Raw genomic sequence first — 14,816 nt, forward strand, 5'->3', positions numbered from 1 at the left:
CAAATTTTTTTAAATGTTTTTCCTCCCCTTTACAAAGGAAAAGAGGGTTCCTTTGAACCCTCTTCACATTTCTGCAATATAAAACGTCAGCAGTTAATCTTCGTCTTTTTCCGGAAGCACCGCCGTTGCACGCCTCATCCGGATTGCGGCATAAATTGTAACCAGGAACTCTGTAATCGGCATGGCAAGCCAGAGAGCTTCTGCACAAAGCAGCATCGGCAGAAGCAAAAGCGGCACTCGTGTAGGAATAACGGGTGCCGCTCTATTCTTCTTTAGATCGAGAATCAGACATTCTCTGCCGATACATCAGAGGAAACCACGTTTCTTCCATTATGCTTGCTCTGATACATAAGGCTGTCTGCTCTTTTTATGATGTCATCAGGTGTGTCCTGATGTCTTGATATAGTAACTCCTACGCTGATAGTGACTTTCAGCTCCTGACCATCTGAATTTGTAACAACAGTATTTTCTACCAGATGCCTCAATTGCTCAGCAATAACAGACGCTTCATAATTCCTGTTAATGGAAAAGATACCTACAAATTCTTCGCCACCCCATCTGCCGAACATATCTTCCTTCCTAATTGTATGCATGATACTCTTCGCAATATCAGTCAGGACCAGATCACCAACATCATGTCCATAGGTATTGTTAAACACTCTGAAATGATCGATATCCGCAAAGAGCAATGCAAATCTTTTACCGAAACGCTGATATTCAGACAATTTATACTGCAGAAAATTCTCCAGATAAGCTCTGTTAGGCAGTCTGGTCAGAGAATCATGCATCGCCTTCTCAGACAGATTTTCAATTAAATTATCATCGTATACTTTTGGAGAATTCCGGGTAAACACTTCAACAGATCCTACAATCACTCCATTCTCCCTGATCGGATATACAGTTGTCAGGAGAGGAATCCGGAATCCATTTTTATGTCTCACAAACACTTTTTCTGTGCGGACAACACCATCAATATTTGTTGCAAATAACGGACAGCCTGTGACGCACAGATGATTGCCAAATTCATCAATATGATTCAGCCCGGACTCCGGGCAGTGAAGACCTACCATTTCATCTGCCCGGTAACCGGTTATCTGTTCTGCGCCCTTATTCCAGAATTTAATCTTTCGATGTATATCCACATAATATACACCATCCTGGATATTATTGAGTATGCTTAAATATAATTCTTCATTTGTCACTTTTTCCACCTTTTATTTACTCTATTACATAAGTATCTTTTCCATTTTTCTTCGCCTGATAAAGCAGACCATCTGCTATTATGATGCATTCAGCTAATTGTCTCCCTGCTCCCTTCACCTGATAAAGTCCAATGCTGCAATGCACATCCTGTCCCTTTTCTTCTGCTTTATCGTGGATCTTTTTTCTGAAGCCTTCAATGCGGGCAGTTAATTCATCCCGGTCTTTGATATTCTGCAGGAAAAGAATGTACTCATCACCGCCATATCTGCATGCAATGTCTGACGGACCGCACATTTCCTGAAGTGCCGAGGCTACTTCACGAATCCAGAAATCGCCGGTTTCATGTCCATATGTGTCATTGACAGACTTGAAATTATCGATATCCATAAATCCCAATACCGCCATATCACCTTCTGACATATTTTCTAAACAGTTTCTAATCTGATCCACTCCACTGGTTTTATTCCATAACCCCGTCATAATATCGTGGCTCGCTCTGTATTCGGAAATCAATAATTCTTTTTTTGCATTCAGCCACTGATCCGAAACTTGTATCATATGATCTACAGAAATAATCATGGATGAAAAGAAAATCGCCAGATCCTGCAGATACCAGGTGTCAATAACATAATCAAAGAACAAAATAGCTGTCAGAAGACAAACATATCCCAGATACAGGAGAAATGTTTTTTTGCTATATCGCTTTCTCTCCAACAGCAGGGCAGCTAATGATACCAAAATATTTAATGTAAGCAGAAGCCTGATTATGCCATAAAGTCTACCATAATAAAAATAATTATCACTGCTGAAATAGTAAAACTCTTCTCTGACATCCGGCAGTGAGATGCAGACCATGCCAATGATTCCACACAGAATGGAAACCGCCAATAAAGCCTTCTTTATTTTTACAAATCTGCCGCTTTCTTTCATTATAAATAATGTAAAAACCGTCAGATACAGATACTTTAATAAATACATGGAATAATTTACAATTTCTAAATTCAAGTACACCCATTTCGCATTCATACCTGCAAACATATAAGTGTCCAGGTCACCCAGCACCATTGCTGCTGTGATAAAATAGATAATCTTTTCCATCATTTTTTTCTCTCCCTGTTCGAGAGCTTTCACATTGCTGGCTGAAAAAACAATATAGGTATTCATTATAAGACACCATAATGCAACAAAGCATATATACTGATTCATAATGATTTGCATATATTTAATTTCCTCTTACGTAGTTAGTTATAAAATCACTTTTTTTACAGGGCTTGCCGTAGAAGTATCCCTGAAGGAGGTCTGCCCCCATTTTCTTCATTTTCTGACACCATTCCCTTTGCTCGATCCCCTCTACACAGATCCTGGCATTGACACTGTGTATCATTGTAATGATGTTCTTAAATAGTTCGTAATCTCTTTGTCCATCCATGGCTTTCGCTGTAAAATCACGATCTATCTTAATATAATCCGGGTTCATGTCACTGATGCAGTGAAGATTTGAGTACCCTGTCCCAAAATCATCTATTACAAAGTGTATCCTGTTGCTTTCTAATTTATGGCGGAATCTGATAAACGGTATTGTCATATCTATAAATCCGCTTTCTGTCATCTCTATACAGATACTAGCAGGATCTAAGGCATATTTTTTTATTACCTCAATAATGTCATCCTCAACGCTTCCCTGTGTGATCTGCACATACGAAACATTGATGTTCATCTGGAAATCTGGGATAAACTGCAGGATCTCACAGCACATTTTTGCTGCCTCTTTCAGTATAAATCTGCCTGCCGGAATAATCAATCCGGTTTCTTCCAGCAGTGGAATGAATTCCATCGGTGAAATCACTTCCATTCCCTCTTCTGTATTCATCGTAAATCTCATGAGTGCCTCTGCACCGACCATAGTTTCCGATACACATTCCATAATGGGCTGATAGTATACATCAAAGCCCTCATACCGCTCTGCTATTGAACGACGGAGAGCAGCGATTATTTTTTCCTTTCGCAGGAAGACATTATAATCCTCCTGCTGAAAGGAATAAAAACTGTTTTTCCCCATCTTCTTTGCACATTTTAAGGAAAATTCGAACTTTTTCCTGCATTCCTCATAGCCTTCCAGCGCAAATCGTGCATCTATGGCTCCGACAGAAACCGTAAAGATTGATTTGTATTGCTCTGATACGATAAACTCATTTATTTTTCTGCAGATTTTTTTTCTAAGCGCTGCAGCATCTTCCATGTTATGATCCTGTAAATCTGCAATGAGATATTGATCTTCCACAAGATGATACAGACGTTGTCTGTCCGAAATGCATTCCTTCATACAGTCTGCCACGTTTTTAAGTATATAATCACCATAATCTGATCCACAGGAACTATTGATCCTCCAAAAATCGTCAATACCTATGTGCATCAGAAAACCTGCTGAGATAGTATCCTTTTGTGAACGCAGATATTCGTAGAATTCGCTTCCACTCAAAAGTCCGGTGACATTATCTGCTCTCCGTTGATTTCCTGTCTCATTCAAGCATCCGATCAGATAAACCGGATTTCCTTTGTCATCATCAACTACCACCCCCCGGCAGTTGATCCAGACAGGTCTGCCCTCTTTGTCAAGCCATCTGTAATGAAGATTATGAAATTTTTCTTTTCCTGCGGCTACATCGGACAGATGCCTCATAAGCATCTCACGATCCTCCTCATATACTGCAGGCATGACATCGTTCAGAGCATTGTTCAGAAACCTGCTGGATATCTTAAACCGGTTCACAGCTGACTGGGAAATCTCTATTTTGTTATTCTGTATGTCAAACACATAAAGAAAGTCATCCATGCTCTCTGAAATAATTTCCATCAGATTTTCTGTTGTCATTCCTCCAAATAACGTAAATATATCCTGGCTCATAGCTATAACCATCCCTATTCTCTTTATTGGACTGCAACTTTTTTAGTCGTATCAAATTATTTTTTCTTCGTCAATATGTTCTTGACATCTTCTTTTTTTTCGTTATTTTGTACAAAAAACAGCCTTACCCCCCCCCCGGATTTTTCTGCATTTTTATAGTACCTGAAAATATATCCTCGGGTTGATAATAAAGACATAACGATATATAATTTTTGTATAGTCTACTTATACATAAGTAAATATGAATAAATGCAAAGGATAATTCAGTATGAAAAAACTTAATGAAATGCGAATTGAAAAGCGGCTCACAACAGGTTTCCGTATCACGACCATTATCACCAGCATAGCTGCAATTGCAGCAGTTATTGTATTACTCATAATTTCAAGTAGATATACATATGCATTGCGGTATTATGGTTTTCCACAGGGTGACATTGGACGGGCGATGATCCTGTTCACAGATTCCCGGAGTGACACAAGAGCTATTGTCGGTTATGACAACCAGGATGAAATCAGTGATCTGATCAGTCAATACAACGATGATAAGGAAGAATTTATTTCCCTGTGGGAAGCAGTGGAAGATACACTGGTCACTGATGCAACCAGAAATACATACCAGACCATCAATGACAAGCTGACGACGTACTGGAAGCTCAATGAAGAGATCATTGAATCAGGTAAGAATGTGAACGATGAAAGCTCTCGTCAGCAGGCGCAGTATAAGGCAATGAATGAGCTTGCTCCTGCTTATGAAGAATTAGATAACCTGATGTATGATATTCTGAATACGAAGACAAACAGTGGTAATTCCTTAGACACCAATCTGAATATCGCAACTTATATACTGATTGCTGTTGCTATACTTATTCTAATCGTTTCATTCATTATATCTACCAGATTTGGAAGATTCATAGCAAAGGGAATCGCAGAACCTGTCACTGCACTGGAGCAGCGTCTTGTTACCTTTGAAAAGGGTGATCTGTCTACGGAGTTCCCGAAGGTAGATTCTGAGGATGAGGTCAGTGAAATGGCAAAAATGGCAGCTAATATGTCACATAGCCTGAAGCTGATCATTGAAGATATCGACTACTGTCTGACAGAAATGGCAAGCGGCAATTATGCAGTTACTTCAAAATATCCGGATAAATATGTCGGTGAATATGCAAGTATTATCGCAGCGCTCAGACAGATGAATCATCAGATGAATGATACTCTCAGGCAGATCAATGACGCTTCCGACCAGGTATCAGCAGGCTCCAACAACCTTGCACAGGCTGCCCAGTCATTGGCAGAGGGTGCTACTGACCAGTCTGCATCTGTACAGGAATTACAGGCAACTATTGCGAGTATTGCAGAAGGTGTTACCAAGACTTCACAAAATACCGAAGCTTCTTATCAGCAGGCAAGTAAATATGCAGATGAAGCCGATCACAGCCGCAGTGAAATGGAATCCATGATGAATGCAATGGACAGGATTAATGAAGCCTCACAGAATATCGGTAATATTATTTCAGAGATTGAAGACATCGCAAGCCAGACGAATCTTTTATCATTAAATGCTTCTATTGAAGCTGCAAGAGCAGGAGAGGCCGGCAAGGGATTTGCAGTTGTAGCAGACCAGATCCGTAAGCTGGCAGAACAAAGCACGCAGTCAGCTGTAGATACCCGCAAGCTGATCGAAGGCTCTCTTGCAGAAGTAGAGGCGGGTAACAGAGCGGCACAACGTGCATCCAGATCAATTGAATCAATTATCAGTGGTATTAAAGCAATCGCCCAGTCATCTCAGGAATTGAGTGAAATATCCAAAGAGCAGTCATCGGCGATGCTGCAGGTAGAGCAGGGAATTAATCAGATATCTGAAGTTGTACAATCCAATTCTGCAACAGCAGAGGAAACATCCGCCACAAGTCAGGAATTGTCGGCACAGGCTACAACGATGAACGATCTGGTATCACAATTCAAGCTGAAATAAACATATAGGATACAGCGGACTGATAAGCATTGCTGAACTATATAAGCTACTGCTTATCAGTCTTTTTTGTTTTTACCTCTCGGATCACATACTGGTTCCGTCCCTTTTCCTTCGCTTCATACAGCGCCTCATCTGCTATCCGGATCAGTTCCTCCACATCCGCCCGTCTGCCTCCAGCAAGGAAGGCACAGCCAACGCTTGCCGTCACCAGACTTCCCTCTTCACTCTTAAGGTGCATATCTTCTATCAGAAGCTGAAGCCTCCTGACAAGATTCTGATAAGTGATCCCACGCAGCAGGACATAGAATTCGTCTCCGCCAAATCTGCCAAGCAGATCCTCCTGCCGGAAGGTACTCTTCATCCTGTCTGCTGCCTTTTTCAGCAGTTCATCTCCTGCCACATGCCCATATGTGTCATTCACCTGCTTGAAATTATCCATATCAAAGAAAACAAGCGCCATATTGACATCCTCTGAGCTGGACAGCACATTTTCGGCAGCCCTCTTAAATGCCTCTTTATTCAGCAGACCTGTCAGTCCATCCGTCTGTGACTGCTTCTCCAGTGTTGTCCGCAGGCGCTGTCCCTCCTGCATATGCTCCTTATATTCCTGTGTCTGGTAATACATATAATAAAAGATCGTAGAAAGCACGATCACAGCCCGTCCCGTGAAACGCACCTTGATCACTGCCTCAAGCACCATATTTATAATGATCAGCGTCACCGTTGATATAATAATGGCAGACTCCATCACAGGATTTTCCTTTGCATTACGGATGGCGAAAACTATCACCAGAAGCAGATAAAAAACCGTAATGATCTGGGAAGAATAACCTAAAGGTCCCCGGATGAATCTGTTATCGGGTGAATAGGAATAAGCAATATCTGTAAAAAATGCAGAAAAAGCAATCAGTGCATTAAGACAGAGAGGGATCAGCAGCAGGATCCCTCTTTTTCTGCTGATTTCTCTCTGCATGGTGCACCACAATATCATGAAGGCAAGCACCGGCCTTATCGTATATCCCAGTGCTGACAGCAGAATCCTGTGCATTGTCGGATAGGGAAGCCCTGCCGTTACAAGCTCACAATTATAGAAAATAAGCTCCAGCAGCTCCAGACCCATGATCCAGTAAAAATTATACTTCAGCTTTTTTTCCATAGAGGTATTCGTATATAAAAAGACAAACAAATAAATTAATCCGATCACCGATGCCGTATTGATCATGATCCACAACTGCAAATCCATAAGCTTCTCCTTTCTGGTACTTCAGTACTAGTTCCGATTTTATGATAAGCTTATCCTATTTCCTTCAGAATTGCAATAAAAAATGCAATAAAAAAAGCCCTCACGGACTTTTTTATAACTGGTTCACGATATTTTCCGGTCTTCTGCCCTCTGTCATGTCCTGTACTGCCTGCCAGAGTATTCTGTGGGACCGCTTCATGGAGCTTGCTGTGGCTCCGCCGACATGCGGTGAAAACAGGATCCTGTTTTCAAATCCCTCCGGCAGATGCAGCAGCGGATTTTCTATCGTTGTCGGTTCCGGGAACACCGTATCCAGTGCGGCTCCGGCTATCCTTTCTTCCACGATCGCCTGCACCAGTGCTTCATTATCAACCAGATCCCCCCTGGCTGTATTCACAAGAAACGCCTCTCTCTTCATCCTGGTGAGGAACTCTGCATTTACCATATTCCTTGTATCATCAGTTACTGCGCAGTGAAGACTGACCACATCACAGACAGAAAGCAGCTCCTCCTGCGTCAGATACGTCACATGAAATGCCTTTTCCGTTTCAGGATCCTTTCTGTGAAGAGAGGAATAATACAGCTCACAGCCAAAGCCACGGAGTCTCTCTGCTGTTGCTTTGGCGATATCCCCAAAGCCGATCAGACCTATCTTACAGTCAGATACCTCCTTCAGCCCTTTTACCATCATGGCTTCCTTCATCTGCATCTGTTCCCCGATCCGTTCTCTCCGGTCTCCCTCTGTTATCTGCCGCAGGAAGCCCAGGATCAGCAGAATTGTCTGTTCCGCAACTGCCCCGGCATTGGCGCCCTTGCAGTTGCACACATATATCCCGGCCTCTCTGGCTGCTTCCACGTCAAAGCCGTTAAATCCGACTCCCTCTGAATGGATCATTTTTAAATGTGGCAGTCCCTCTATGGCAGCTCTGCTGACCTTTGTCATAGGGTCTGCTGCAAGAAACTCACAATCTCTTCCGGCAGCAATGATCTCCTCATCAGAAGCTCCTCTTGGCAGGAATATCTTTTCTATCGTCCTGGTGACAGGGATATCCTCCGGCATATGTCTTGCATACCGGTCCTCTGCACCGATAATCAGTATCTTCATTTTCTTTCTTGTCCTCCCGATATCAGGTCGTATTCATTACAGACCATAGGCCTTTGCCAGCTTTTTAAATGCCTCCACTGACCTTTCTGCTTTCTCTGTCTGCACACAATAGGATATCCGGAAATATCCCGGACATCCGAAGCTGTCACCGGGAACCAGTACCAGATTGTATTCCAGTGCCTTCTGGCAGAATGCCATTGCATCCTCCTCAAGTGATTTGTAATAGGCACTTCGGTAAGCATCCATCCTGGCGATCTCATCGACTGCCTCTTTTCTTGTGCAGCTCTGGAAATCCATTATTTCTACTCCTTCTACTTATTTATAAGTAGTTAATTTTTGTTTTCTGCTTCAAAATGAGTACGCAGCCTTTTTCCGGTCTCCGTAACAGCAAGACCTCCTTCTCCTGTTTCCTTTAAATCCATCGGCATTTCATTACCGATCCTGCGCATGGTATCGATCACCTCATCAGCCGGGATCGCACTCCGTACTCCTGCCAGTGCCATCTGTGCTGCACTTACAGCATTCACAGCCCCTGCCGCATTTCTTTTTATACACGGAACCTCTACCAGTCCGCATACCGGATCACAGGCAAGACCAAGCATATTTTTGAGTGCCAGGGCTGTGGCATGTATCATTGCCTCATGACTGCCACCCTGCAGATAAACAATTGCCGCTGCCGCCATGGCACTGGCAGACCCTATCTCTGCCTGACAGCCTCCGGCTGCACCGGCAATGCTTGCATTCTCCGCGATCACTTCCCCTATGCCGGCGCTCAGGAAAAGCGCTTCCACCATTTTCTCTTCTTTTTCCCCAAACACCTCCTCATAGGCAAGCAGGACTGCCGGTATGACACCACAGGAGCCCGCTGTAGGCGCCGCAACAATCCTTTTCATACAGGCATTGGACTCTCCCATCTTTACCGCCTTCTCCATGACAAGGGAGGGATAAGCCCCCATCAGGCTGTTCCCTGTCTGGTTGTATGCATGAAGCCTTTCCCCGTCTCCTCCGGCAAGACCGCTCGGAGAAGAAAGAGCTCCGTTGTAGGACTGGTCAGCCTGCTTCATGGCAAGGTACATGGATCTCATTGCTTCAAAGGTTTCCCTCTCCGTAACCTGTCTCTCCTCCATGTCCTTTTCCATGATGATACGCCACATGGGCACCTGCTTTTCCTCTGCCAGATTTTTAATATCTTCTATGGAATGATAGATCATCTGCTCTTTCCCTCTCTTTCACAGCCTCCGTTAAAGAAGACTCAGATACGTCACCTTCTGGATTCCCTCAAGATGTGTCAGGAAACGGATCCCGTCCTCCGGAACCTCCTGGTCACACTCAATGACCATAACCGCATCACCGCCCCGGCTTCTCCTGTAAAGCTGCATGGTCGCAATGTTCACAGACTTATGTCCCAGCATGGACGTAACCTCTGTGACGTGTCCGGGCTGATCCAGGTTATGTACGATCAGCGTAGGATAATCTCCTGAAAAATTGGTTGCGATCCCATCGATCCTCGCAATATTGATCCTGCCCCCGCCAAGGGACTCACCGACAATTTCCAGCGTTTTACCCGTTTCTCCGGTAAGCAGCAGCTCAGCAGAATTAGGATGCCCCTCCTTCAGCTCCGCTTCCCCAAAGGAAAACCGGATCCCTCTTTGCTCTGCCAGTGCAAAGCTTTCCGGTATCCTGGTATCATCCGGCTTCATTCCAAGAAGTCCTGCTATGATCGCTTTTCTTGTTCCATGTCCGATACCGGTTGCCAGGAAGGAGCCGTACAGCAGGATCCTTGCCTCCCTTACCGGCTCGCCAAGAAGCTTTCCTGATACATAGCCTATCTTGGCAGCACCTGCTGTATGGGAGCTGGAGGGACCGACCATAACCGGTCCTATAATATCGTATATGTTCATACCATTCACCCCCTTGCCAGGTTCAAAAGGATCCTTACAACTGCCTCCATGGATTCTATACAGATATACTCAAATCTGCCATGGAAATTATGGCCTCCTGTACAGAGGTTCGGGCAGGGCAGCCCCATGTAGGAAAGTCTGGCACCATCCGTACCGCCCCGGATGGGAACCACCACCGGCTCTACCCCGGCTTCCCTCATCGCCTCCATGGCATGATCGATCAGCTCCATATGATCCTCTATGATCTCCTTCATGTTGTAATAGGAATCCTTAAGCTCTATTTCCACTGTGCCTTCCCCATACTTCTCATTCAGGAATGCACCGGCCTTCTCAAACAATGCCTTTTTCTGTTCAAATTTCTCTCTGGAATGATCCCTGATGATATAATCTGCCACTGCCCTTTCAATATCTCCATTCAGTGCATCCAGATGGTAGAAGCCCTCATATTTTTCCGTATACATCGGGTTTTCAGATACAGGCAGCATTCCCTGGAATTCCATGGCAGTCAGCAATGCATTCTTCATTTTGTTCTTGGCATCTCCCGGATGCACACTTCTCCCATGGAAGGTTACCCTGGCACCTGCCGCATTGAAATTCTCATATTCCAGCTCCCCAAGCTTACCGCCGTCCACCGTATAGGCACAGTCTGCTGAAAACAGCTTTACATCAAAGTGATCAGCTCCCGCTCCCACCTCTTCATCAGGGGTAAAGCCGATCCGGAGCTTTCCATGGGGAACATCCCTGTGGGAAAGCAGGTACTCTGCCATGGTCATGATCTCAGCAACGCCTGCCTTGTCATCTGCTCCAAGCAGCGTGGTTCCGTCCGTCACGATCAGGCTCTTTCCCTGATATTCCTTAAGCTCCGGAAAATCCGCTGTTTTCATGACAATGCCAAGCCCGCTGTTCAGGACAATATCCTCTCCATCATAAGCAGTAATGATCTGCGGCCTTACATTCGCCCCGCTTACTGCCGGAGAGGTATCCATATGGGAAATGAAGCCCATGACTGGCTTTCCCTCCATCCCTTCTGTGGCAGGAATGGAAGCATATACATAGCAGTGCTCCTTATCATAGGTGATCTCCTCAGCCCCCATTTCTGTAAGCTCTTCCACGAGAAGCCTGGCAAGCTCATGCTGCTTTGCCGTAGTCGGCGTACCTGTTCCCTCTTCATCTGACTGGGTATCTATCTGTACATAACGTAAAAACCTGTCCGTAACCTTTTCCATCATAAACCTTCCTTTCCCTGCTGCTATTGTTCTCTTTTATTTTCTATTTTCTTTTATTTTCATATCCGCAAAGCCCTAAAAAAGGAGCAGTGATACCACAGGCATGGTAATGACTGACAAAAGCGTTGTCAGTGTCACACCTCTTGATGCTGTCTCATAATCTCCGTCATACTCCTGTGCCAGCATGGCAGTCATGCTTCCTACCGGCGTTGCCAGCATGATCATGAATACACCGCAGATCACCTCATTTGTCACTACCTGCCGGATCAGCAGCATACCAAGAACCGGTATCAGAAGCAGCTTGATCAGTGAAAAGAGTAACAGCCTCATATCCGTAAACAACTCCCTCAGACTGATGCTTGTCATGGAAGCGCCAATGACCATCATACTTAATGGTGCAGTCAGATTTCCAAGATAATTCAGCGTATCTGTGAGAAATCCCGGTACCCGGATCTGCCAGAGATACAGGATCAGTGAAATAATACTGGTGATCACCCCGATATTCAGGATTTCCTTCAGCGAAAGCTTTTTCTTTTCCGCACCATCCTCCTTTTTCCGCAGTGCGGAGACACCAAAGGTATAGATCAATATATTAAAAGGGATGCTGTACAGTGCTCCATAAAGAACGGCGCTGCTTCCATACAGGGCTGCGATTATGGGATACCCCATAAAGCCTATATTGGAAAATACCGTCATGGCCTGATAAACACCCCTGCTCTTTAGATCTACACGCAGCAATACCGGCAACAGATAAGCCAGCAGCAAAAGTACCGCATAAATCGCAAGAATTACTACTGTCAGTGAAAGCAGCTCCCTGCCTTCCATTCTTTCATCACTGATCCCACTGACAAGGATCATCGCCGGATTGGCGATATTCACAACGATCGCCGACAGCCTTTTGGATGTTTCCTCTGTGATCATTCCGATCTTACTTCCCACAAAGCCGACACTCATAAGCAGAAACATGATAATCATTTGTTGTAAAAGCAGCATAGGTTTTCTGTCCTTTCTTATCCGCCATAAATCTGTATCAATGCATTCAGCTTCCCCTTTTTGCTTAATCCCCGGCCTCCGGCATAGATAAACCTTCCATAGCCACGTACGGAAATCTGGTCCCCGTCCTTCAGCATATGGCTGTTATTTTCACACTGCCTTCCATTCACAAAGATCCTCTTTTGCAGAAACAGGGCTGCGCTGTCACTTCTTGATAATTTATACACCTTTGCGATCACACCGTCAATACGTTCTGATGCAATCTGTATATTGATATCCTTAAGATCTGCCTCTCCTTCCACCGGTATCTCCTCTGTCACCTCGCAGAGGACAGAGGTATGTCTTACCCTTGTCAGGCTCTCCATGATATAAGGTGCAATGGTCTCTTTACAGAACAGAAATGCTTCCTTTTCCTGAAGGATAATATCCCCAAGAGTACCTCTTTCAATACCAAGGTTCATCAGTGCACCAAGAAAATCCCTGTGTGTAAGATCCTCTGCAAATTTCTTCATGAGTGGTCTTATCCTGAGACATACAATGGGAAAATCCTGTTCATAACCAAGCTCCCCCGGATTTCCAAACCGGATCATGCACCGTTCCCGCCCTTCACTGCCACCATATACCATCTCTCCGGCAAATAACAGCTCACGCTCCATTTCGTAGTAACAGGAAAGCTCCGCAAGCGACAGAAAATCTGTAAAGGTATAACAATTTCCCCTGTACGATCTTTCTGCCAGCTCACGGAGCCTTTTTTTCATTTGTTCTTCTTCTGCATTCATTCTGCTCTTCTGTGCAGCCTTCCCAAATATGCACAGCCCTTCTCCCCTTCCGGGGACTACACTTTCAGGATCTTATGCAGCCTCTTCATCACATGGAAATATGCCGGAAACAGAAACAGATCAGCAAGGATCCATGCCAGCGGACTTGCAAAGCAGGCTCCGGTATACCCAAACGCAGGTACCAGGAAAACACCACCCAGCGTCCTTGCTATCATTTCAAATACACCCGCCAGGATCGCAAAGGTACTGTAGCCCATTCCCTGGATCAGGAAGCGGATCACATTTACAAACGTAAGCGGAATAAAAAATGCTGAGTTGATCACAAGCATCATCCGTGCATTCTGCAGAATTTCTGTCTCCCCTGCATCCAGAAACATCAATGCAAATTTATCCCCGAAGAAATACAGGATCACAAAGGCTGCAATAGAATAAACAATTCCCAATATGCTACAGGATAGCAGACCTTTGCCGATCCGGTCAAGCCTCTTTGCTCCCACATTCTGTCCTCCATAGGTTGACATGGTGGAGCCAAGGGCATCAAAAGGACAGCAGAAAAACAGACTTACCTTTGAGCCTGCTGTCATGGCCGCTACTGCTGCCGAGCCGAGGGTATTGACCGCTGTCTGAAGAATAACAGATCCGATCGCTGTGATGGAATACTGCAGTCCCATGGGAACACCCATGCTGCATAGAATCCTCATCAGATGGGTATCCGCCTTCCATTCATCCTTCTTCACGATCAGAATGTCAAATTTATAATACATATATATCAGACACAGGATTCCTGAAATAAGCTGGGAAAGCACCGTGGCAACTGCAGCTCCCGCCACTCCCATCCGGAAGACCATGATCAGCAGGAGGTCAAGTCCGATGTTCAAAACGGAAGAGATCACAAGAAATACCAGGGGGGTCTTACTGTCCCCGATGGAACGGATAAAGCCGGACAGCAGGTTGTATAAATAAGTGGCAGGAATCCCGATAAATACAATCAGGATATATGAATAGGCGTATTCAAGAATATCCTCCGGTGTTCTCATCAGAGTCAGGATCTGCCTGCAGAATATCGATACCAGTACGGTCATCACAGCAGCAAATCCTATAGAAAGCCACACACTGTTCGCAATAAAACGGCGCATGGTCACATAATCCTTGGCACCAAATTTCTGGGCCACCGGGATTGCAAATCCATTACAGACACCCATGCAGAAGCCGATCACAAGAAAATTCACAGAACCGGTAGCACCTACACCGGCAAGAGCATCAACACCAAGTGTCTTCCCAACAATAATAGTATCCACAACGCTGTAAAACTGCTGGAACAGAAAGCCGAACAACAGGGGCACTGCAAACCCCAGAATCAGCTTCATCGGTGAACCAACTGTCATATCCTTTGCTGAACTTCCTGCCATTTTCTTCTCCTCCTGAAATAGAAGTTTTCTCTACTGAAGCAAGTTAGAGTATACTCATCTTCCTGTCAGAAATCTAGTAT

At 44.7% G+C, this 14,816-nt stretch carries 13 protein-coding genes and 1 pseudogene; 1 reads left to right on the forward strand and 13 read right to left on the reverse strand.

What is annotated here, in order from left to right; all coding sequences use genetic code 11:
• Positions 1 to 93 precede the first annotated feature (93 nt).
• From WJQ40_RS08495 to WJQ40_RS08510, 4 genes are all read right to left on the reverse strand, one after another.
• Positions 94 to 228 carry a hypothetical protein gene (locus WJQ40_RS08495; protein ID WP_337539289.1) on the reverse strand — a complete coding sequence of 45 codons (135 nt, stop codon included), beginning with the start codon at positions 226 to 228 and terminating at the stop codon, positions 94 to 96.
• A gap of 56 nt (positions 229 to 284) precedes the next feature.
• Entirely contained in the window at positions 285 to 1,202 is a 918-nt protein-coding gene (locus WJQ40_RS08500; protein ID WP_337539290.1) for a sensor domain-containing diguanylate cyclase, read from the reverse strand.
• Positions 1,203 to 1,218: 16 nt separating this feature from the next.
• Positions 1,219 to 2,304, reverse strand: coding sequence for a GGDEF domain-containing protein (locus tag WJQ40_RS08505; protein ID WP_337539292.1), 1,086 nt, complete (start codon positions 2,302 to 2,304; stop codon positions 1,219 to 1,221).
• Between the two features lie 121 nt (positions 2,305 to 2,425).
• Positions 2,426 to 4,108, reverse strand: coding sequence for an EAL domain-containing protein (locus WJQ40_RS08510; protein WP_337539294.1), 1,683 nt, complete (start codon positions 4,106 to 4,108; stop codon positions 2,426 to 2,428).
• 268 nt (positions 4,109 to 4,376) lie between these two features.
• On the opposite strand from WJQ40_RS08510, the gene WJQ40_RS08515 reads away from it, so the two are divergent.
• Positions 4,377 to 6,080: a methyl-accepting chemotaxis protein gene (locus WJQ40_RS08515; RefSeq protein WP_337539296.1), complete on the forward strand. Its 1,704-nt coding sequence runs from the start codon at positions 4,377 to 4,379 to the stop codon at positions 6,078 to 6,080.
• Positions 6,081 to 6,126: 46 nt separating this feature from the next.
• Here the strand turns inward: WJQ40_RS08515 and WJQ40_RS08520 are convergent, their stop codons facing one another.
• The 9 genes and pseudogenes from WJQ40_RS08520 to WJQ40_RS08560 form a co-directional block, all read right to left on the reverse strand.
• The gene (locus WJQ40_RS08520) at positions 6,127 to 7,323 is read right to left on the reverse strand and encodes a diguanylate cyclase (RefSeq protein WP_337539299.1); all 1,197 of its coding nucleotides are present in this window, start codon (positions 7,321 to 7,323) and stop codon (positions 6,127 to 6,129) included.
• A 112-nt stretch (positions 7,324 to 7,435) separates the two neighbouring features.
• A complete protein-coding gene (locus WJQ40_RS08525; protein ID WP_337539302.1) occupies positions 7,436 to 8,428 on the reverse strand; it encodes an NAD(P)-dependent oxidoreductase in 993 nt (330 codons plus the stop codon).
• A 36-nt stretch (positions 8,429 to 8,464) separates the two neighbouring features.
• Positions 8,465 to 8,653: pseudogene (locus WJQ40_RS08530) on the reverse strand (aminotransferase class I/II-fold pyridoxal phosphate-dependent enzyme); the annotation flags it as partial.
• 104 nt (positions 8,654 to 8,757) lie between these two features.
• On the reverse strand, positions 8,758 to 9,639 hold the full coding sequence (gene sdaAA, locus WJQ40_RS08535) for an L-serine ammonia-lyase, iron-sulfur-dependent, subunit alpha (protein WP_337539304.1): 882 nt from the start codon (positions 9,637 to 9,639) through the stop codon (positions 8,758 to 8,760).
• A 30-nt stretch (positions 9,640 to 9,669) separates the two neighbouring features.
• Entirely contained in the window at positions 9,670 to 10,329 is a 660-nt protein-coding gene (sdaAB, locus tag WJQ40_RS08540) for an L-serine ammonia-lyase, iron-sulfur-dependent subunit beta (protein ID WP_118798351.1), read from the reverse strand.
• Between the two features lie 5 nt (positions 10,330 to 10,334).
• Entirely contained in the window at positions 10,335 to 11,558 is a 1,224-nt protein-coding gene (gene pepT / locus WJQ40_RS08545; protein WP_337539305.1) for a peptidase T, read from the reverse strand.
• A 72-nt stretch (positions 11,559 to 11,630) separates the two neighbouring features.
• On the reverse strand, positions 11,631 to 12,548 hold the full coding sequence (locus WJQ40_RS08550) for an AEC family transporter (RefSeq protein WP_337539308.1): 918 nt from the start codon (positions 12,546 to 12,548) through the stop codon (positions 11,631 to 11,633).
• Positions 12,549 to 12,565: 17 nt separating this feature from the next.
• Entirely contained in the window at positions 12,566 to 13,306 is a 741-nt protein-coding gene (locus WJQ40_RS08555) for a YlmH/Sll1252 family protein (RefSeq protein ID WP_337539310.1), read from the reverse strand.
• Positions 13,307 to 13,383: 77 nt separating this feature from the next.
• Positions 13,384 to 14,736 carry an MATE family efflux transporter gene (locus WJQ40_RS08560; protein ID WP_337539313.1) on the reverse strand — a complete coding sequence of 451 codons (1,353 nt, stop codon included), beginning with the start codon at positions 14,734 to 14,736 and terminating at the stop codon, positions 13,384 to 13,386.
• Between the last annotated feature and the right edge of the window lie 80 nt (positions 14,737 to 14,816).

This window comes from Suilimivivens sp., from assembly GCF_037359455.1.
Taxonomy (GTDB): Bacteria; Bacillota; Clostridia; order Lachnospirales; family Lachnospiraceae; genus Suilimivivens; species Suilimivivens aceti.